The sequence below is a fragment of the Billgrantia antri genome (genome assembly GCF_019430905.1).
GTDB lineage: Bacteria > Pseudomonadota > Gammaproteobacteria > Pseudomonadales > Halomonadaceae > Halomonas > Halomonas antri.
Window position 1 is genome coordinate 669,533 of the sequence record NZ_JAHYCA010000002.1, and the last position, 20,270, is coordinate 689,802.

Annotated in this window: 13 protein-coding genes; 3 read left to right on the forward strand and 10 right to left on the reverse strand. The window is 58.3% G+C overall.

The window, feature by feature from the left end:
* On the forward strand, nt 1–3,153 hold the full coding sequence (locus KPL81_RS07580) for a type III restriction-modification system endonuclease (RefSeq protein WP_219791284.1): 3,153 nt from the start codon (nt 1–3) through the stop codon (nt 3,151–3,153).
* Nucleotides 3,154–3,806: 653 nt separating this feature from the next.
* Here KPL81_RS07580 and KPL81_RS07585 read toward each other — a convergent pair.
* The 5 genes from KPL81_RS07585 to hsdR all read right to left on the reverse strand — a co-directional run bounded on the left by KPL81_RS07585 (nt 3,807) and on the right by hsdR (nt 11,777).
* Nucleotides 3,807–4,916, reverse strand: coding sequence for a PDDEXK family nuclease (locus KPL81_RS07585; protein ID WP_219791285.1), 1,110 nt, complete (start codon nt 4,914–4,916; stop codon nt 3,807–3,809).
* Nucleotides 4,917–5,052: 136 nt separating this feature from the next.
* Nucleotides 5,053–6,027, reverse strand: coding sequence for an Abi family protein (locus KPL81_RS07590; RefSeq protein WP_219791286.1), 975 nt, complete (start codon nt 6,025–6,027; stop codon nt 5,053–5,055).
* Complete coding sequence (locus KPL81_RS07595; protein WP_219791287.1) at nt 6,027–7,757, reverse strand: restriction endonuclease subunit S; 1,731 nt, start codon at nt 7,755–7,757, stop codon at nt 6,027–6,029. Before KPL81_RS07595 ends, KPL81_RS07590 begins: the two co-directional genes overlap by 1 nt.
* Nucleotides 7,754–9,259, reverse strand: coding sequence for a type I restriction-modification system subunit M (locus KPL81_RS07600; protein WP_219791288.1), 1,506 nt, complete (start codon nt 9,257–9,259; stop codon nt 7,754–7,756). The genes KPL81_RS07595 and KPL81_RS07600 overlap by 4 nt, the downstream gene beginning before the upstream one ends.
* A 79-nt stretch (nt 9,260–9,338) precedes the next feature.
* The gene (gene hsdR, locus KPL81_RS07605; protein ID WP_219791289.1) at nt 9,339–11,777 is read right to left on the reverse strand and encodes an EcoAI/FtnUII family type I restriction enzme subunit R; all 2,439 of its coding nucleotides are present in this window, start codon (nt 11,775–11,777) and stop codon (nt 9,339–9,341) included.
* Between the two features lie 336 nt (nt 11,778–12,113).
* Between hsdR and KPL81_RS07610 the strand changes: the two genes are divergently transcribed.
* Both KPL81_RS07610 and KPL81_RS07615 read left to right on the forward strand, forming a co-directional pair.
* Nucleotides 12,114–12,890: a type IV toxin-antitoxin system AbiEi family antitoxin domain-containing protein gene (locus KPL81_RS07610; protein WP_219791290.1), complete on the forward strand. Its 777-nt coding sequence runs from the start codon at nt 12,114–12,116 to the stop codon at nt 12,888–12,890.
* Nucleotides 12,880–13,239, forward strand: a complete 360-nt coding sequence (locus tag KPL81_RS07615) for a nucleotidyl transferase AbiEii/AbiGii toxin family protein (protein WP_240549094.1) — start codon at nt 12,880–12,882, stop codon at nt 13,237–13,239. The genes KPL81_RS07610 and KPL81_RS07615 overlap by 11 nt, the downstream gene beginning before the upstream one ends.
* A gap of 224 nt (nt 13,240–13,463) precedes the next feature.
* Here KPL81_RS07615 and nhaC read toward each other — a convergent pair whose 3' ends face one another.
* The 5 genes from nhaC to KPL81_RS07640 all read right to left on the reverse strand — a co-directional run bounded on the left by nhaC (nt 13,464) and on the right by KPL81_RS07640 (nt 20,233).
* On the reverse strand, nt 13,464–14,903 hold the full coding sequence (nhaC, locus tag KPL81_RS07620; protein WP_240549095.1) for a Na+/H+ antiporter NhaC: 1,440 nt from the start codon (nt 14,901–14,903) through the stop codon (nt 13,464–13,466).
* A gap of 43 nt (nt 14,904–14,946) precedes the next feature.
* Complete coding sequence (locus tag KPL81_RS07625) at nt 14,947–16,263, reverse strand: NAD(P)/FAD-dependent oxidoreductase (RefSeq protein ID WP_219791291.1); 1,317 nt, start codon at nt 16,261–16,263, stop codon at nt 14,947–14,949.
* 373 nt (nt 16,264–16,636) lie between these two features.
* A complete protein-coding gene (locus tag KPL81_RS07630; RefSeq protein WP_219791292.1) occupies nt 16,637–17,311 on the reverse strand; it encodes a GntR family transcriptional regulator in 675 nt (224 codons plus the stop codon).
* Between the two features lie 266 nt (nt 17,312–17,577).
* Nucleotides 17,578–19,158 carry an aldehyde dehydrogenase (NADP(+)) gene (locus tag KPL81_RS07635; RefSeq protein ID WP_219791293.1) on the reverse strand — a complete coding sequence of 527 codons (1,581 nt, stop codon included), beginning with the start codon at nt 19,156–19,158 and terminating at the stop codon, nt 17,578–17,580.
* A 70-nt stretch (nt 19,159–19,228) separates the two neighbouring features.
* A complete protein-coding gene (locus KPL81_RS07640) occupies nt 19,229–20,233 on the reverse strand; it encodes an Ldh family oxidoreductase (RefSeq protein WP_219791294.1) in 1,005 nt (334 codons plus the stop codon).
* Between the last annotated feature and the right edge of the window lie 37 nt (nt 20,234–20,270).

Below are 20,270 nucleotides of genomic sequence, written 5' to 3' on the forward strand. Positions count from 1 at the left end.
ATGAAGCTGAAATTCAAAACCCAAGCCTACCAGACCCAAGCCGTAAAATCGGTAGTGGACTGTTTTGCCGGTCAGCCACCCCTCGATGGCTTGAGCTATAGAATAGACCCCGGAGAAGTGAAGAAAGGGCAACATATCCGGCCAGAGTCGGAATTCGAGGGCTTTAAAAATGCTAACCTGGAGCTCAGCGAAGCCCAGCTGCTGGAGAACATGCAGGCTGTTCAGCGCCGCCAGAACCTGCCGGCCTCGCAGTCGCTGACCGACTTCACTAAATATGACAACAAGGGTAATCAAGTGCCGGTAAAGGCGGCCTATAAGAGGGACGCCCTAGCTGCCACCCGTATTCACCTCGACGTGGAGATGGAGACCGGCACTGGCAAAACCTACTGCTATATTAAGACCATTTTTGAGATGAACAAGCTCTATGGCTGGAGCAAGTTCATCATCATGGTGCCGTCTATTGCCATCCGTGAAGGGGTCTACAAGTCCCTGCAGATCACCGCAGAGCACTTTGCCGAGAGTTATGGAAAGAAGGCGCGCTTCTTCATCTACAACTCTAAGAGTCTTCATGAACTGGAGAGTTTTTCATCGGATGCCGGCATCAACGTCATGGTGATGAACATCCAGGCATTCAATGCGCGGGGCAAGGACAACCGGCGTATCTACGAAGAACTGGATGACTTCCAGTCTCGCAAACCGATAGACGTTATTGCCGCCAACCGGCCGATTCTGATTCTGGATGAACCGCAGAAGATGGAAGGCAAGGCCACTATGGAAGCCTTGCCCCAGTTCAAACCCCTGATGATCCTGCGCTATTCGGCCACGCATAATACCCAGCACAATCGCATTCACCGCCTGGATGCGCTGGATGCCTACAACCAGAAGCTGGTCAAAAAGATTGCCGTGCGTGGCATCCAGGCGCGGGGGCTAGCAGGCACCAATGCGTACCTTTACTTAGAGGGCATCGACGTCTCCAGGCAGGCCCCAGTCGCCCGCATTGAGCTGGAAGTGAAGCTCAAGTCTGGTGAGATCAAACGCCAGCTACGCCGCTTGCGGTTCCGGAATGATCTGTTTGCTGAGTCCGGCGAGCTAGATCAGTATCGTGACGGCTTCACCATCAGCCAGATTGACGCCACTAACGATACCGTGGAGTTCACCAACGGTTTGGTTCTGAAAGCCGGGGAAGCCAACGGTGACGTGTCTGAACGTGATATTCGGCGAATCCAGATCAGAGAAACCATCAAGGCACATCTGGATCGAGAAAAGCAGTTGTTTGCTCAGGGCATCAAGGTGCTATCGCTGTTCTTTATCGATGAGGTGGCTAAATACCGCGACTATGATCAGCCGGATGAGCAAGGTGAGTATGCACGTATCTTCGAAGAAGAATATCAGCTGTTGAAAGATGAATACCTGTCTGAGCTGGCTATCGAGAATGAAGCTTACCGAGCCTATCTGGACGGCATCGATCCAGCAGCCACCCACAACGGTTACTTCTCCATCGACAAGAAGACAAAGCGCCTGAAAGATCCTGCTGTCGGTGCGCGCTCCGTTGATTCCGACGATGTAGACGCCTACGACCTGATTCTTAAAGATAAAGAAAGTCTTTTAGCCTTTCATACGGTACCGGACGACGCAGAAAGCAGTGCTAAACGGCAGGTTAGATTCATTTTCTCCCACTCTGCTCTGCGCGAAGGCTGGGATAACCCTAATGTTTTCGTAATGTGCATGCTCAAGCACAGTGACAACACTATTTCACGCCGCCAGGAGGTGGGGCGCGGGCTGCGCTTGTCAGTGGACCAGCACGGCGACCGCATGGATAACCCTGCAGTGGTACACGACATTAATGTGCTCACGGTGATTGCGAGTGAAAGCTATAAGAATTTTGTGGCCGGCTTGCAGCAGGAGATCAGTGAAACTCTGAGCGCAAGGCCACGCCAGGCGACCGAAGCCTACTTTACCGGCAAACAGCTGGCGACCGAGCAAGGCTCAGTAGACGTGACCGCCGCCATGGCCAAGCAGATATACCGCTACTTGGTTAAGAACGACTACACTGACGATGCGGATCATATCGCTGACCTTTATCATCAGGCCAAACAAGAAGGCAACCTGGCCGCATTGCCGAGCGAGCTGCAACCCTATGCGAACCAGGTCTTCGAGTTGATAGACAGCGTCTACAGTGAAGCCCAGTTGCCAAAACCGGAAGATGGCCGTAAACCGAAAACCAACCCTCTTAACGCCAACTTCGATAAGAAAGAGTTCCAGGCGCTGTGGCAACAGATCAATCGAAAAGCGGTATACCGCGTCGATTTTGACTCTAATGAGCTGATACGCAAGTGCATTAACACTCTGGACAAAAGCCTGCGCGTCACCCCGCTACAGTACACCGTCCAAAAAGGCATCCAGCAGGATGGCCTGACCGATGAACAACTGAAGCAAGGCGATGGTTTCAAGGTTGATGAAACTGCCACTGAATATGGCGACTCAATTCACTCGCGGGTTCGTTATGATCTGCTCGGTAAGATAGCCGAAAATTCTCAACTGACACGCCAGACGACGGCAAAAGTTCTACAGGGTATACAACTTTCTGTATTCCAGCAGTTTCGACAAAATCCTGAGCACTTTATTGCCGAGGCTTCGCGGATAATCACTGAGCAAAAAGCCGCCATGGTGATCGAGCGCCTGGCCTACGATGAAGTTGATGAGCGTTACGACGTAGATATCTTCACCGCCAATCAGACGGGGCAGGACTTCTCACGTGCCACCACAAAGCTGAAGAACCATGTCTACGACTACGTCATAACCGACTCTAACGTCGAACGGCGCTTCGTTAAAGAGCTCGATACCAGCAGCGAGGTGGTGGTGTATGCCAAGCTGCCCAAGGGGTTCCTGATTCCCACGCCAGTAGGCGACTACAATCCAGACTGGGCAATCTCCTTCCGTGCTGGTAGCGTGAAACACATCTACTTCGTCGCCGAAACCAAAGGCAGCATGTCATCTATGAAGCTGCGCGAGATCGAAAAAACCAAGATTGAATGTGCCCGTAAGTTCTTCGACGATATCAGCCAACAGATAACCAGCAATAAAGTGAAGTACGACGTGGTGACGGACTACGCCAAGCTAATGGACATAGTTGGGCCAAAAATGCACGTCTAAGCCTGACAACTTGGGGGCTGCTGAACGTCAGAGCCCCCAGACTGACCTAAAAGCAACTGTCGAGGATTACTTGACAGTTCAAGGAAGGTCAACCAAGTGGCATACAGCGCTGCTTGCAGGCTAGCCCTATGGGATGGCCCAACCTGTACCGAGATGGCACCTTCAGCGGTACAACAGCGGTACACACACCAGCTTCGTGTGCTATCCTCAAATTTCGCTAAGCTACTGATTCCAAAGAACTGTGCCTTTCGCTTGATTACGGTCTCTTTTCCTTGGGTATCAGCATCTTATAGATTTACAAGCGAACTCATAATCCCTTGGTCGCTGGTTCGAGTCCAGCTGGGCCCACCACATTAAGCCCCAAGCCCTTGCGGCGTGGGGCTTTGCTTTGTCTGTTACACATGTGGCGCGTCGTGAACATAGCGACGCCGCGACACTTGAATTGGGGCGCGTACGGGCTAGCTCAGCCACGAGATCCTGCTGCGGATAGGGTTGCTCCTCTTCACTTTCTTTGCTGGCGGCGATTCCTTCCAGGCATCAGTTTTGCAAACGGGGCGGGCCTTGCTGGCACCGGCCCGGCGCCTCTCACCAGCCTCGCGGTTTGCTCTGCCTGCCGCTCAGCTTCCGTTTGCCCTTGCTCAATGGTCACCGGCTCAATCTATGTCCCATGCCTGCTTCAGGCGCGTCACTGTATGATCCCATTTTGGTGTCGTGGGTTTGCAGACAGTGTTCTGATTGCCGAACAGGCCGACTTCGCTGAATGCCTGCGATACAGGAAATGAGGCGATCCAGCGGACCGGCACGAGATATTCCGCTGCCTCCTCGTCACCTTCATCGATCACACCGTGGATCTGCGGGTACTCGGTGGCCGTAGTAAGATCCTGGAGTCGCTGACTTCCCTGATCGGTTTGCACCGTGAAATGGTCGCCTCGGCAACGCTCCCCGGTCACCTCGGCCACGCCTACATAGCCGGTCTTGGGGATGTTGACCCAGACCCGGTCTCCCTCCGAGAGCATGGCGAGGGTCTTCGAGTACCAGGCCGCACCGCCGCCGGCGATGAAGCCGTAGCGTCGTGCCAGCTCCCAAGGGCGGTTATCACCGAAGGAAGCGTAGAACTCGCCGTTCCAGGGCTCCTTGCGCGTCTTGCGGGCGGCCGGCTGAGTTGGCTCGTCCGGGTCGATCATCCAGGCGCGGCTCAGGTAATGGTTGCCCTGGTCCTCGAACGCGGCGAAGAACATGGCGTTGATCGAGAGCTGGGCATGCTCGTTGAGGTAATTGATGATCCGCTCGCTGCTGGCGTCGAGCTGGGTGGCCACGACGACCAGCTGGTGATTCTCGTTGAGGGTGACACTGTCCAGCGTGATGCCGAACTTGGCCTCGAAGGCGTCCTCGAGAGACGCGTGAGGGCGCTGATAGCGTTCGGCGAAGGCCTGGTAGATCTCGATCAGCTGGTAGTCGGCCAGGGTGACGACCCAGGAGGCATAGTCGATGGCCTGAGCGACCACGTCGCGGGGCGTCTTGTCGCGCTTGAGCTCGATGACGATGACCGTGCCGTTGGCGTCGATCGCCATCAGGTCGATCAGCTCGTCGAAGCCGGTGCGTACCTGCCGGCCAATCAGCAGCCAATCCCGATTGAGGATCGAGACATCCTGCATGATCTGCTCTTCCAGCCGCCCCTCGTCGGCCAGCCCCGTGGGCCGCAGCTTCTGCGGCAGCTCGCCCGCATTACCTGCAAGCTTCCAGATACCTTGTTCGATGGCCATCCAGGTGCCTCCTTGCGCTTGGTAGAGAAAAGCGTTGCCTCGCCCAGGGTGGTGCTCTACCATGGTTGTCAACACGGCCCCCGCCTCTTGGCTCTCACGAGCTTACGCGGGGGTTCTTATTTGTGTTCTCACCGCCTCATTCGGTCCACCAGCGCTCCCAGCCCGGTGGAGCCCCCATGTCCTCCAGCGATAGCCTCCGCCTGGAATGCGGCACCGGGAAACGTTCCAGATGTGCCTGTAGGCGTCGATGCCACCCGGTATTGGGGCAGACCACCAGGGTCATGTGCCGAACGATGCTCAGTAGCAGGAAAGGACGGGCGAGCCGCTGCTCGTCATGGAACGCATCGCACCATACTATCTCGCCTGGCTTGGGCAGCCTGGGCTGGTCGATGACGTTGCGGTTCCAGAGCCGGCTGTGGTGGGCACAGACGTTGCGCAGGTAGTTCAGCGAGCGAAGCCAGCTCTGGAAGACCTTCCAGTCCTGAACGCCGTATTTCTGCGCGATCCGTATTTGGTCCGGTACCTTCATCATGGCGAAGAGCTGCGAGAGGGTGCCGAAGTCCCAGGTCTCGACGGCGACCCAGATCGGCAGCCGCGGCCCGTGCTTTTGCCGATAGTGCTTGACGAAGTCCTCTTTGGAGCGTCGCTCCATCCCCTCGCAGCGCTCTTGCCACTTCTCGAAGCTGTCGCGCGGGTCACGTCCGGATTTGCGGCGGGCAAAGGAGGGATGGAAGGTGGCGCGATGCAGGTGTGCGAAGGCATCGCTCTCGCCCAATAGGTAGGCGATATCCACGCGCAACGCGATCTCGATGCGCTCCAAGGCATCGGTCAGGCGAAGCCGAAGCTCCTTGTCGAAGAGGTATAGTCGCACCGCGTAGACGAACTGGGTGCCGGGAACGAACTGATCCGTTGCTCTGGTGATTGGGCGGTCATGTCGGTCATGACCGACCGTCTCGAAGACCCGGAAGGGATACCAGTAAGCACTCAGCCGGTAGTAGCCGACGCGCTCCAGATACTCCAGGGCGGCGCTTTCATCGCCGACCTGCATTCCGCGCACGGTGAGCAGGGCCAGCTGCTCTTGAAACGACTTCCAGGGGCGATCGTAGGCCATCAGCTCACCGCCTGTTCCACAACCGTTTTAGCCAGTTGGGCGCGAGTCTCACCAGCTTCACCCAGACGTGCCTTGAGCTGGTCGCAGAGGGCCGTTAGCTCTTCGAATTTCTCGGTGATCCTTTGTTGCTCTTGTTTCGGGGGAAGGCCAACGACAATACTGTTCATCTTTGCCTGATTCATTTTCGGCTGAGCAGTCCCGGTCACATAGGGTTCGAGCGATATAGCATTGATGTAGAGACAGAGGTATTTCAAAAAATCTTCACTTATCCCGTCTATGACATGTGCGTGATTGTTGACCCAGTATTTTCCTCTGGCTATAAAAGCAATCGGTGTGGAGCGGTTTATAAGATTGGCGCCATCTTCTCCGATCAGCAGTAGAGGCTTGTCGAATAAGTATTCGTCAATTTTATCGATAACGCCTGATGCTCCATAGTAATCATATCCACCCTGCCGGCGTGACCTGTCGTCAACCGATAATGGAATGCGCTCCGAGTCCCTGTTGAATGTTATCGTTCCAAATCTTATCCATCTCCATGTTTTAGGTAGAAAAAAAGCTTTTTGATTTTTTTCTATTTCAGGAAGTGGTTTCGATTTCTTGATCTTACCTTCGTTCAACAGCCGTGCTTTCTCCTCAGCGATACGCTCCAGTAGCACGCTGACGGGCTCGTCATTGGGATCCTGCTCTACCAGTCGTCCCATCACCGCCAATTGGAGGATGGTCTGCTTGAGTTTGTCGATGCTGGCCTCAGAAGTGAAGAGGGTATCGAAGTGCTCGGCCACGCGGGCCCAATTCTCGGCTAGCTCGGCAGCATCGGTGGAGCGGGCCAGGGCGTCGAGCAGGGTGTCAACCAGTATCTGATGGGCTTCCCACTGGTCGCCGATCTGCTGTTCCAACCGATCGCAGAGGGCCATCAGCTCGTCGACTTTTTCGACGATGCGGTGTTGCTCATCAAGTGGAGGAAGAGGAGTCGGGAGAGAGCTGACATGTTTTTGATTGACTGTCTTTTGCCCGGCTGTACTGACAAATAGCTCTTTTATTCTGGAGCGAAAGATAGATGAGGCACTTAAAAGACAGAGGTACTCGGTTGCCACCAGACTTTCAGGAATTCTTACCCTTATGAAGTGATCGCAATATATCGCGTTGAGGTTGTTTCTGACAGGAATTAGCTGGCCCACCAAGTCTTGGCTGCCGTTGACTCGGATGATTAGTATATCATTTTTTGTGACGCTGTATTTTTCTATAGATTTTCTGTCTATGGGGAGCAGGCGTGTATTTTCTAGGGAAATTTCAAGATTATCTATGTCGGCAAGCCGAATTACGGCGACCTGTTCGCCATCATTGTCACCTCGACTTGATGCTCCGTTTTGAAAGCTGGGAAATAGATTGCCAAACCTGACCCACTTCCAATTTTTGGGGGCCGCGTAAGGCATATCTTCCGTAGCAATCTCCGGCAGTTTCTTCGGCTTCTTGATCTTCCCTTCCTTGACCAGCCGGGTCTTTTCTTCGGCGATACGATCCAATAGCACGCTGGCGGGCTCTTCGCTCGGGTCTTGCTCCACCAGTTTGCCGCGCACGGCGAGCTCGAGGATCAGCTCGCGCAGCTTCTTGATACCGGTAAGCTCGATTTTCCCGTTCTTACCCGATGCATTCCGCCCTGAGCCGTTCTTGTGCGTCACGGCGCTAGTCCAGAGGTCGAGATGGTCGGTGATCAGCTTCTGAGCGCTCATGCCGGCTCCTCCGCTTGCTGGGGGGCTGGCTGATCCTGAGATGTATGACTGAGCGCGTCGCTGAGTACAGTCTTCAACTGGTCACGTAGCTCCTGGATCTCGGCCTGTTGGCGAGCGTATTGCGCGAGCAGCTCTTCCGGGTCGTGGCTGACCTGCTCTTCCTGCCAAGGGTTCTTGATGTCCAGGTTGTAGTTGCGTGCCTTGATCTCGTCGATACCGACCTTCCAGGCCTGCTCGGTTTCCTGGCGGCTGGCAAAGCCATCAGCCTCGTCGCCCCACCAGTCGATCTCGGTGGTGAACTCCTCGACGCGCATGGGCTTGGTCTTGCTGTAGTTCTTGTAGCCCTCGGGGTAGGGGTGCTCGTAGTACCACACCTGTTCGGTCGGCTGGCCCTTGGTAAAGAACAGCAGGTTGGTCTTGATACCGGTGTAGGGGTTGAACACGCCGTTGGGCAGGCGAACGATGGTGTGCAGGTTGCACTCGCTGAGCAGCTTTTCTTTGAGGCGCGTCTTCATGCCCTCGCCGAACAGGAAACCATCCGGCAGCACCACGGCGGCGCGGCCATCCTGCTTCAGCAGACGAATGAACAACGCCATGAACAGGTCGGCGGTCTCACGGGTGCGGAATTCCGCCGGGAAGTTGTTCTCGATGCCGTCTTCCTCGGTTCCGCCGAACGGCGGGTTGGCGACGATCACATCGACTCGCTCATTCGGGCCCCAGTCCCGGTAGGGACGGTTCAGGGTGTTGTCGTGACGAATTTGGCTGGGGACCTCGATGCCATGCAGGATCATGTTGGTGGTGGCCAGCAGGTGCGGCAGCGGTTTCTTCTCCCAGCCGTAGATGCTGTGTTGCAGCGTCTGCTCGTCGGCGGGCGTCTGCACATAATGTTTACGCTTGTGCTCGATAGCGCAGGTGAGGAAGCCGCCGGTGCCGCAGGCCGGGTCCATCACGCTCTCGGCAAGCTTGGGATCGACGCGGTTGACCATGAACTCGGTCACGGCGCGCGGCGTGTAGAACTCACCGGCATTACCGGCGCTTTGCAGGTCCTTGAGGATCTGCTCGTACATCTCGCCGAAGGCGTGACGCTGCTGAGAGGCGTTGAAGTCGATGCCTTCCTGAATGCGGTTGATCACCTGGCGCAGCAGATGGCCGGACTTCATGTAGTTGTAGGCATCCTCGAACACGCTGCGGATGACGGCGGCGCGGGCGTCGCCGCCGGCATCCAGCTGTTGCAGTCCGGGAAAGAGGGTGTTGTCGATGAAGCTCTTCAGGCCCTCGCCAGTCAGCCCCTCCGGGTCGGCGGCCCAGCTGCTCCAGCGCAATTGCTCGGGGATGGGGCTGACGTAGTCGTCGTAGTCCAGCTCCCATTCCTGTTCGCGGTCATCGTAGATCTTCAGAAACAGCATCCAGACCAGCTGGCCGATGCGCTGGGCGTCGCCGTCGACGCCGACGTCCTTGCGCATGATGTCCTGGATGCTCTTGATGGTGGTGCTGATGCTCATGGGAATCTCGTCTCGATAACCGAAAGCGCGCCGGTGTGGCTGCCGGCGCGCAGAATGCGACGTATTGTACCTAGCTGTGTCAGCCGGCTGTAGCGGCGTCGTCGTAGAGCGTTTCCTCGAGGGCTCTCACGGCCTCGCGATAGCCGGCCTTGCCGCCGAAGGCCTTGGCGAGCTCCACGGGGGTACCGAGCTGGTCCAGCGGTGCCAGTTTCAATACCTTGGTGTCCTCGATGGTGGCCACGCCGTTGTCGGCGTACTTGTCGAGCAGGGCGTCCAGCACGGCGCGGGCCTGGCCTTCATAGCGAGTGAAATAGTCCGACTGGCGGGCCTTGGCCGCGCGCTGGCGACGGGTGAGTGCAGGCTGGCCGTAGACGATGTGTACGATGGCATCGAAGGGGTCCGGTGTATCGCCGAGTGTCTTCTCGACCTCGCTGGTGAGTTCTTCCCAGAACACGCCTTGTTCGGCCAGCTCATCCAACACGGCCTGCTTGCGGTCGCTGGCCTCCCAACGGCGCAGGAAGTCCTTCAGGGTGGCGTAGTGGGCGCGTACCGTCTCGCGGGTGTAGTCGGTCAGCTCTTCGGTGATCAGCTTGCCGTCCGGCCCCAGGTACTGCACGCGCCGGCCGATGACCGCCACGGTGACGTCATCGACGACGTATCGCTTGGGCGGCTCGCCGATGCCGCCGTCTTCGTCATCCACCCAGCCCCCTTCGGGGGGCAAGGCGGGATCGTTCGGTGACTCGTCGTCGGGGGATGCGCCGTCTTCGTCAGCGGGCGCGTTTCCATCGCCGCTGTCCTCGGCTTCATCGTCGTCGTCCGGTAGTAGCGGGTCGCCTTCGCCAGGTACGTAGACCTTTTCTGGTTCGCCATCGAAGGCAGGGTCGGCGAAAAGCTCCGTGGCCTTGCGGAAGTCCAGAATCGTGAACCAGAACTTATTGTGCTCTGCGTCAATCCGCGTGCCGCGTCCGATGATCTGCTTGAACTCGGTCATCGACTGGATGCGCTGGTCGAGCACGATCAGCTTGCAGGTCTTGGCGTCGACGCCGGTGGTCATCAGCTTGCTGGTGACGGCGATGACGGGGTAGGGCTCTTCGGGGTCGATGAAGTGGTCGAGCTCGGCCTTCCCCTCGAGCTCGTCGCCGGTGATGCGCATCACGTACTTGCGGTTCTTGGCCACGTGTTGAGGGTTGAGATTGACCAACGCCTGGCGCATCCGCTCGGCGTGGTCGATGTTCTCGCAGAAGACGATGGTCTTCTGCATCGGGTCGGTCTGGGTCAGATAATCGGTGACGGTTCGAGCTACCAGCTCGGTGCGTTGCGTCAGGATCAGGTGACGGTCAAAGTCGCGCTGGTTGTAGATACGATCCTCGATCACCTCGCCGTGGATGTCGGTCTGGCCGTCGCTGGGGCGCCATCCCTGCAGGTCACGGTCCAGGTCGACCCGAATCACCTTGTAGGGCGCCAGGTAGCCGTCGTCGATGCCCTGTTTGAGCGAGTAGGTGTAGATGGGCTCGCCGAAGTAGTGGATGTTGGAAACCTCGGTGGTCTCCTTGGGCGTCGCAGTCAGCCCGATATGGGTGGCCCCGCTGAAGTAGTCCAGGATGGCGCGCCAGGCGGAGTCTTCGGCGGCGCTGCCGCGGTGGCATTCGTCGATGACGACCAGGTCGAAGAAGTCCGGACTGAACTGCTTGTAGATGTTCTTTTCTTCCTCGCTGCCGGTGACGGCCTGATACAGCGAGAGGTAGATCTCGTGCGACTTCTCGATCTGGCGCTTGGAGATCTTGGTCATGGCCGCGCCGAAGGGCTTGAAGTCGCCGCTCTTAGTCTGGTCGACGAGTACGTTACGATCGGCCAGAAACAGGATGCGCTGCTTGCGGCCGGCTTTCCACAGTCGCCAGATCAGCTGGAAAGCGGTGTAGGTCTTGCCGGTGCCGGTGGCCATCACCAGCAGCAGGCGATCCTGCCCTTTGGCGATGGCTTCGACCGTGCGATTGACCGCGACCATCTGGTAGTAGCGGGGCGTGCGGCCGCTGCCGTCATCGTAGAAGGGCTGCTCGACGACCGGGCGTGTCTCTTCACTTAGGCCTTTCCAGCGGCGGTAGCCGTGCCAGAGCGCATCGGGCCCGGGGAGCTGATCGAGCGCCAGGTTGGTCTCGGCCTGATCGAAGACCAGGCGGTGGGGGTCGCTGAACAGGAAGCCGCTGCCGTTGGAGCTAATGGCGAAGGGGACATCGAGCTTCTCCGCGTAGGCCTGGGCCTGCTGCATGCCATGGCCCAGGCTGTGGCTGGCGTCCTTGGCCTCGATGACGGCGATGGGCTGGTTCTTCTGGAAAGACAGCACGTAATCCGCCCGACGCGGGTGAGCCCGGTGGTGCATGCGGCCGCGTACCATGATTCGGCCATCGCTAACCGGGAACTCTTCGCGTACCTGGGTGTGGATGTTCCAGCCCGCCCGCTCGATAGCGGGGGTGATGAACTTGGTGCAGATGTCCCGTTCGCTGAAAGCTTGCCTTGTCATAGCTGCTTCCCTGCTGCGTCTTATAGATTAGTTTTTCACTCTTTCCGCTAGCTTACGTGAAGTTGAGCAGATACGCATGCGGGCGAGGAAAGGGGCCGGCAAGCCTCAAGCCTCACGATTCTGAGAAGCAGCGCCTGGCTGGGGTCATCAACCGGCTCAATGATCTCCATGGCGCCGAGGTCAGCGACGATAACAAGCTGCTTTTCAGGAAAATTATCCAGCATCAGGTTTAAAATCTATAGATAAAACGGCTTTTTATGGCGATTTTAGGCTTGAAGATAAACCGGTATGGTTTATTCTTCACTTTGAAGACGGAATTTAAGGCCGCTTTTATACGTGAAAATAAACCAGTTGCTGCACAAGATACCGTATGGCGCCGTCGTGACGACCGCCTGGCTGGCGTCACACGGCGTCACCTCGGATCAGGCGCGTAAGCTGGCCGGCAGTGGCTGGCTGCAACGCGTGGGGCACGGCGCCTACTGCCAGGCGGGGGAGCCTCTTACCTGGGAGAGCGCTGTCTTCGCTCTGCAGACGAGCGACGACACGGGCTTACCACCGCTTTGGCCGGGTGGCCAGACGGCTCTGGCACTGCATGGCTTTGCCCACTACCTGCCCATGGGGGAGAGCACGACGCACCTGTATGGCAAGGATGCCGCTCGGCTGCCCCGGTGGTTGAATGATGCCGAGTGGGCAGGGCGGATGGTGCTCCACTCTGAAAAGGGCCTTCCAGCGCAGCTTCCCGGCAGCTTCACGGACTACGCGCCGGATGGCAGGGCCTTTAGCTTGCAGGTATCGACCCCAGAGCGAGCCGTCCTGGAGTGGATCGCCGTGACGCCGAATGAGCTGCTGTTCAGCAGTGAGCTGGTGGACACCTTCGGTGGGCTCAATACGCTGCGTCCGCGACGGTTGCAGGCATTGCTGGAGGGATGCCGTTCGGTGAGAACCAAGCGGGCCTTCCTGGTGCTGGCTCGCCACGCCGGGCATGCCTGGTACGGTCGTCTGGAACCACGTCGACTGGATCTCGGCAAAGGCAAGCGGCAGCTCTGCCAGGGCGGCAAGCTGGACAGAGAATATCAGGTCACGGTGCCGGAGGCGTTCCTGCATGCCGATTGAAGCTCACTGCCACGAACAGGTCAGGCTGCTGGTCTCGCTGCTGCCGCTTCTCAATGACGAGCCGTGCTTCGCCCTGAAGGGCGGTACGGCCATCAACCTCTTCGTGCAGCCATTACCCCGCCTTTCGGTCGACATCGACTTGGCCTACCTGCCGCTGGAGCCCCGTGACGAGGCCCTGCGACGCTGTCGTGAGGCTTTACAGCGGCTGTCGCAGGCCATCAGTACCCGACTGTCAGATGTGCGGGCCGAGCTTCAGGACAATCGCCGAGATGAGCTGAGGATCCTGGTGCGCCGAAGGCGTAGTCAGGTAAAGGTGGATATAGGTACGCTTTCGATTAGTATTCATTGATTAGAGAAATTGCGCTTCCTGACACTAATGCTAATGTATCGGTCATTGAGGTCAATGCCACAAAAACGAGCATAACAGAGTGGAGCGAAAGGCCTGGAACCCATGCTGTAAAGGGTTCAGGCCTTGAGTTACAGCTGCTGAGTGAATCACTTTGCTTGGGGGCGTAGTTCACTGCTTGGTGGTTTTATTTGCTTAGGAAACCTAATAAATAAAAGAGCAAATCTTCAGTTCGCTTGGATGCCCCTTTCAGACGATGAGGGATTAGGTTCGATATTTTCAGTTGTACGCCAGATGGCGATGTTGGCGTAGCCGTAGAAGATGGAAATTGCAATGACCAGCATGTGATACCACAGGAACGGCAAGTATCCGAGAGTGGAAACCCCCAAGGTCGTTGCCATGAACACACCGCCATCTGTCCAAGGCACCATCGGTGTAGTAATAGTACCCCCAGCCTCGGCATTGCGTGACAGTACTCGGCGGTCAACGCCTTGATCGTCGTAATTTTTTTCAGTAATGGTGCTAGCGGTAATCAGAGACACATAGGCCGCGCCACCGAAGAAATTTCCAAAGAAGCCACCAAGCATGGTTGAGATGGTCAACCGTCCGGGGTTATTGGCCCAGCGCAGGAAGCCGTTGCTGATGGCTTTCAGAATTCCGACTCGCTCCATCAGACCGCCGAGGCCGAGAGCAAACAGTATCAGGGCTACAACGCCGAGCATGGACTCGATACCCCCCCGATTGAGAAGGGTGTTAAGAAACTCCACGTTCGATTGCATAGCGTTGCCTACATAGGCGATCCGTATGGCCTCGACAGGGCTGACCCCCTGTGCCATCCAGGCACAGATGCTGCCAAGCACCGCACCAAAGGTTATGACGGGAATGGCGGGAAAGCGACGAGTCAGAAGCCCGATTACGATAACTGCCGGCAGGAGAAGCCAAAGGCTGATAGTGAAGTGGCTTTCCAGTGCTTGCATGGCAATAGTCGTGCGAGAGGTGTCGACACTACCGCTGATGTAAAAAAATCCAACAACAATGAACAGAACCGAAGCGATCAGGATTGCCGGTGCGCTAACCAACGACATCGAGCGAATATGATCGATGAGATTGACCTTGCATAGCGATGCCGTCATGACTGTCGTATCGGAAAGCGGAGACATCTTGTCGCCGACATAAGCGCCGGAGATGACTGCGCCGGCTACCAGCGGGAGAGGAATGCCGAAGCTGTGGCCAATACCCATCATGGCAACGCCTGCGGTACCGGCCGTGCCGAATGAAGTGCCGGTTGAAAGAGAGGTCAGGGCGCAAATGATGAAGGCAGCGAACAGAAAGATCTGCGGATTCATGACCGACAAACCGTAGTAAATGATGCTGGGAACAATGCCTCCAGCAATCCAGGTGCCAATCAGGGCGCCCACGGTGGTTAGCACAAGCACGGCTTCCATGCCATTGTGTATGCCATTGATCAATCCGCTCTGCATGCTTTCATAGGAGATCTTCAGCCTCACCCCCAAGGCCATGACCAGGAACCAGGATGCGAAGAGGGCAAGCTGAATGGGGAGGCCCAATACATTGATGCTGACAAACATGATGGCAATGAAGCCGACCATGACAGCAAGAACTTCTGTCATGCTGGGGAGTCTTGTGGAACCCATCTGTGAGGACATGTTTGCTCCTTGTGAGTTGTTTTGAATTGGCGTTAAGTGGCGTTCAAGAGAAGCGATCTAGCCGGTACGGCCTGAGATCAGGGATTGAATGACTGGTGTTTTTCTTGCTGGGATCTCCGTGGTTGGTCAGGTGAGTAATGATATCGGCGGTAATAGCAGCCTGGGTCAGCCCAAGATGATGATGGCCGAAGGCCAGCAGCACCTTGCCACCGTTAACGCTGTCGATGATGGGCAGTGAGTCGGGAAGGGAAGGGCGGAACCCCATCCATGGGGTGGCATCCGAAACGTCAAGATCGGTCTTGAAGAGCCCCTGGCTCAAGCGGTGAAGCTGCCAGGCGCGCTGCATTCTGGCGGGGCGCTGGAGTCCGGCGAACTCAACGGTGCCTGCCAGGCGCAAACCTTCTGCCATGGGGGTCATGATGAAGCGGCGCTCGAAAGAGGTGACTGCAACCGGCAATCGCCCCTGCTCCTCCGGAAGCATCAGGTGGTAGCCACGTTCAGTGTCTAGCGGAATCTTGACGCCGGTGAGCTGCCTGGTCAGGGGCCCTGAGTGTGCGCCGGCTGCCAACAGCATTCTGCGTGTATTGATACGTTTTCCGCTCTGGGTAATAAGTTTCACGCCCTGCGCCGTTGTGTCCGCCGTGGCGAGGTGCTCCTGCTCGAAAATGGCCCCGTGATGCTTGGCGGCTTCGATCAGGGTTTTGACCACCCTCCCGGGGTCGACGACGTGCCCGGTACGCGGAAAGAACAGCCCGCCGAGGATGTGGTCCGACAGTTGCGGTGCCTGCTTGCGGATGGTGTCGCCTTGCCAGGCTTCGACGTCGACACCCTGCTGTGACATGCGTGCGCCTAGGGCGGTGATAAGGTCGCGAGATTCCGGCTTTTCATAGATGAGGAAAGAGCCATCTGCTTTAAGTTGCTCGGACTCGTCTAGGCTGGACAGCAGGCGCTGCCAGGCCCCCAGGCTACGTTCATTGAGGGCGCGAATTCCTGCGACACTGTTCTGGTAAGGGTTAGGGCGCAGGTTCCACAGCAGGCGGGTGAACCAGGGTAAAGCCTGGGGAAAATACCGCCAATCCAGGCGCAGCGGCCCCATGGGGTCCAGCAACATGCGGGGCAGCTGCATCAGGATCGAGGCATCCGCTATCGGGAATACTTGCTCGGTGGCCATGTGCCCGGCGTTACCCCAGGAAGCTCCCCTTGCGGGTACATCCTTGTCCAATACCAGGACTCGCCAACCCTGACGGCTCAATGCCAGTGTGCAGGCTACGCCTACGATGCCCGCGCCCACGACTACGATATCGGCATCGATAGATCGGCTATCGGTCGCGGGTGTACGGGCGTTTTCGCAAGCGGGCATGGAAGTCCTCGTAGTCTGGCTGGAGCCTAAGTGTCATCTCGGCAACTGGGAGCTTCTTCATTGGGGCGCAGCTTCCCAGAGGCGGGTCTGTTTTGAAGATTGTATAAAATATAAGATACACGAATGAGCGACACAACCTCGACTAAAGTCTACGTTTGCCACGCGATCCGCCACATGCGGCTCATACGGGGGTAACGATGGGAAGGCGAGGAGGGAGAACGGCGATAGTGCAGCTATGAAGAGCGCCGTCTAAGGCTCTCTACGTAATGAACAGGACTGAAATACTGAACAAGAAGGGGGAGGCACAGCCGAAACGGCTGGCAAGGCGTCTGTCTCGGGCATGCAAATAGTGAGGTGAGAGGGGCATTCGACGTCAGGCTTGTTGCATCATGGCCTTGGCCCGATTTTCCAGCACGGCGACGATACCTTCGCAGGCTTCCTGAATGTGTGTCTCCAACAGCGCACAGGCCTGGTCAGCATCGCCTTGGCGAGCAAAGTCGAGAAGACCGTGGTGCTCCTTCTCGGCTTTCTCGATTTCCTGGGTATACAGCAGCTGCATGCGGATATAGCGGTCAGACTTGGTGTTCAGCTGGCTGATGAGCGCCATGGTTTCCGGTAGCTTGGCGGGCGCATACAGCGCCTCGTGAAAGGCAAAGTTGTATTCACTCCAGTTGCCGATCTCACCTCCGGAATTCAGCGCTTCATCATACTTGATGAGAATGCTCTCGGCCTTGTCCAGGTCGGCCTCGGTCAAGTTGTCTATGGCTCGCCGGAGAATGTGAGTCTCGAGCAGTACGCGCAGCTCGAACAGCTCGCGGATCTTGCTGACGGAAAGCTCTGTGGTAAAGGCGCCGCGGTGCGCGTGAAACTCCACCAGACCCTCCGACTCGAGGGTCAGTAGGGCTTCACGTACGGGAATGCGGCTGACCTCATAATCCTTGGCCAGGGCATCCTGGCGCAGTTGGGTGCCGCCTTGGAACTCACCACCCAGAATTCTCTGACGCAAGTCGTCGGCAACGAACTGTGCGCGTGTCTTGTATGTCGCCATGGCCGTGCCCCTCAGCTGTTACACTGCACATTGTATACAACCTGCAATAAATGTCCATTTGCCAAATCCGACATTATTTTCCCAGACAGGAGAGCAGGTTATGGCACTGCCAGGCACATGCCATGGAGATCGGGCCAACGCTGTGAAGCAGTCCGCCCAAGGGAGGGGAGTGAAGGCAGGGATGAGAAAGGGAGCAAAGTTCGAATAACCGCGAGGCAGCGAGCCGTACCCGAGCCGCTGCCAGGCAGCAGCTCGGGCAACAGGGCTTACGGCTCTTCGCGTTGGCCGTCGACCAGGCGTCTGAGCGACAGCGGGTTGTTGGCTCGCAGGGCCTCCGGCAGCAGCGCCTCCGGCAGGTCCTGATAGCAGACGGGGCGCAGGAAACGGAAGATTGCCGCCGTGCCGACGGACGTCGTGCGAGGGTCCGACGTGGCCGGGAAGGGGCCGCCGTGCACCATGCTGTCGCAGACCTCAACGCCGGTGGGCCACCCATTGACAAGAATCCGGCCGGCCTTGCGCTCCAGGATCGGCAGCAGGACACGCGCGGCGTCGAGATCGTCGGCTTCCATCTGCAGAGTTGCCGTCAGCTGTCCCTCAAGGTGTTCGGCGACCTGCCGCAGTTCGTCGGCATCGTTGCACTCCACGATCAGCGAGGTCGAACCGAATACCTCGGCCTGCAGCGCCTCGCTGGCCATGAAATCCCGGGCTGCGGTAGCGAACAGGCCCGCCTGACACTGATTGGGGGCGTCGCCCGGCTGTCCGCGTGCAATCTCGCGAGCCTGGCCGCTGTCGGCCAGGGCGCTGACGCCACCTGCATAGGCGTCGAAGATGCCGGGCGTCAGCATGGTTTGTGCAGAACTGGCCTCCACGGCTTCCTTCGCCGCAGCAATGAAGGTATCGAGCTCTGGTCCCTTGAGAGCGATCACCAGGCCAGGGTTGGTACAGAACTGGCCTGCCCCCATGGTCAATGAATTGGTGAAAGCCTCGCCCATGGCCTTGCCGCGAGCCTTTAGCGCCGCGGGAAGCAGGAACACCGGATTGATGGAGCTCATCTCGGCATAGAAGGGGATGGGCTCCGGACGCGATTGTGCCGCCTGCCACAGGGCCAGGCCGCCGCTACGGGAACCGGTAAAGCCGGCGGCCTTGATTCTGGCGTCGGTCACCAGGGCGTGGCCGACTTCACGGCCTGCGCCGAAGATCAGCGAGAAGACACCCTGCGGCAATCCGCTTTTCGCTACCGCCGCCTGAACGGCTTTACCGACCAGCTCGCTGGTACCGGGATGTGCCGAGTGGGCCTTGACGATTACCGGGCAACCGGCGGCAAGAGCAGAGGCGGTATCTCCGCCTGCCACCGAGAAGGCCAGCGGGAAGTTGCTGGCGCCAAACACGGCGACCGGACCGAGAGCCACATGGCGCTGGCGCAGATCGGCGCGCGGGAGTGGCTGGCGTTCCGGGAGGGCCGGGTCAATGCGCACGTCCAGCCATTCGCCAGCGCGCACCGTGCGTGCGAACAGGCGCAACTGGTTGCAGGTGCGCCCACGCTCGCCCTGAATGCGCGCCTGCGGCAAGCCGGTCTCGGCTACGGCGCGTTCGATCAGGGTGTCACCGATGGCTTCGATCTCATCGGCGATCGTCTCGAGAAAGCGCGCACGTTTCTCCAGCGTGGTTTCGCGGTACTCATCGAAGGCTTCCCAGGCCAGTGAACAGGCGCGTTCAACGTCTTTGCGGCTACCGCCGGGGTAGGCTGGATCGAGACGTGCGTTGGTGGTCGGGTTGATGGCATGGATGGGATCTTGTGTTCCTGCCACGGCCTGTTGGCCGATCAGCATCTTGCCTTCCAGTGTCATGGTCGTCTCCTTGATAAGCGGGACATCGAATGGGATGTGCGCTTGCGGGTGAATCTGTCGGCGTCGCTGGTCAGGCCAGCTGCTGCAACTCCAGGTAGAGGCTGTCGGGAATCTCCACTCCCTGCGTGAGGCTTCGCTCGCGCGCTTCATAGCGACGCTGCGACGGCAGCCTGGCGCCCTGGGCGGTCATGGCGGTGAACAGCGCCTCGGCACGCTGCAGGTGCTCGGTGGCGCTGTCGCCCAGAAAGCGTCTCGGGTCCAGTGCCAAAATCAGCTCTCCATGATAAGGCGAGGCGCCCTTGCCCTCGTCGTGGGCCAGGGATTCTGCACTGGTCAAGTCCCCGATCAGCGGGCCGGCAATCAGCTCGATCATGGCCGCCAGGGCAGATCCTTTATGGCCGCCGAAGGTGAGCATCGCGCCCTCGAGCACCGCGGCGGCGTCCTGGGTCGGTTGCCCATGGCGATCAATCCCCCATCCATGAGGAACGGGTTTACCTTCACGTCGATGCAACTCGATATCGCCACGCGCAATGGCGCTGGTCGCAAAGTCGAAGATGAACGGTGGCTGGCCATCGGGTCGCGGCCAGCCGAAGGCAATCGGGTTGGTGCCGAAGAGGGGCTTAGTGCCGCCGGCGGGGGCCACCCAGGCGTGGCTGGGGTTGCAGGCCAGCGCCACCAGGCCGCATTGAGTGATGGCTTCGATTTCGACCCACAGGGCAGAGAAGTGAACGCAGTGATTTATGGCCAGCGCGGCGATACCCTGTTGGCGCGCCTTGCGTGTTAACTCGGGCAGCCCGGCTTCGAAAGCCAACTGTGAGAAACCGCCCTTGGCGTCGACGCGAACAATACCGGGGGCCTGGTCATGTACTTCCGGCCTGGCATGGACATTCACCTTGCCGGCAGCCAGGGTCGAAACACAGTTCAGCAGGCGATAGAGGCCATGAGAGTGGCACTCATCGCGTTGCCCGGCGATCACGGTATGGGTCAGGGCGCGAGTCTGCTCCTGACTGAAGCCCTGCCGGCGGAGCACCGCTTCGCTCAACTCGGTTGCGGCTTCCAGCGTCATGCGAACCATACAACGTTTCCTGTCGAGAAGTGGTCGGCCGAGCGGG

Excerpts from the sequence above, each read along its gene's own strand:
- KPL81_RS07580 (WP_219791284.1), top strand. The coding sequence starts at position 1 with ATGAAGCTGAAATTCAAAACCCAAGCCTACCAGACCCAAGCCGTAAAA.
- KPL81_RS07585 (WP_219791285.1), bottom strand. The coding sequence starts at position 4,916 with ATGGCCATCGAACAAGGTATCTGGAAGCTTGCAGGTAATGCGGGCGAG.
- KPL81_RS07590 (WP_219791286.1), bottom strand. The coding sequence starts at position 6,027 with ATGGCCTACGATCGCCCCTGGAAGTCGTTTCAAGAGCAGCTGGCCCTG.
- KPL81_RS07595 (WP_219791287.1), bottom strand. The coding sequence starts at position 7,757 with ATGAGCGCTCAGAAGCTGATCACCGACCATCTCGACCTCTGGACTAGC.
- KPL81_RS07600 (WP_219791288.1), bottom strand. The coding sequence starts at position 9,259 with ATGAGCATCAGCACCACCATCAAGAGCATCCAGGACATCATGCGCAAG.
- hsdR (WP_219791289.1), bottom strand. The coding sequence starts at position 11,777 with ATGACAAGGCAAGCTTTCAGCGAACGGGACATCTGCACCAAGTTCATC.
- KPL81_RS07615 (WP_240549094.1), top strand. The coding sequence starts at position 12,880 with ATGCCGATTGAAGCTCACTGCCACGAACAGGTCAGGCTGCTGGTCTCG.
- nhaC (WP_240549095.1), bottom strand. The coding sequence starts at position 14,903 with ATGTCCTCACAGATGGGTTCCACAAGACTCCCCAGCATGACAGAAGTT.
- KPL81_RS07625 (WP_219791291.1), bottom strand. The coding sequence starts at position 16,263 with ATGCCCGCTTGCGAAAACGCCCGTACACCCGCGACCGATAGCCGATCT.
- KPL81_RS07630 (WP_219791292.1), bottom strand. The coding sequence starts at position 17,311 with ATGGCGACATACAAGACACGCGCACAGTTCGTTGCCGACGACTTGCGT.
- KPL81_RS07635 (WP_219791293.1), bottom strand. The coding sequence starts at position 19,158 with ATGACACTGGAAGGCAAGATGCTGATCGGCCAACAGGCCGTGGCAGGA.
- KPL81_RS07640 (WP_219791294.1), bottom strand. The coding sequence starts at position 20,233 with ATGGTTCGCATGACGCTGGAAGCCGCAACCGAGTTGAGCGAAGCGGTG.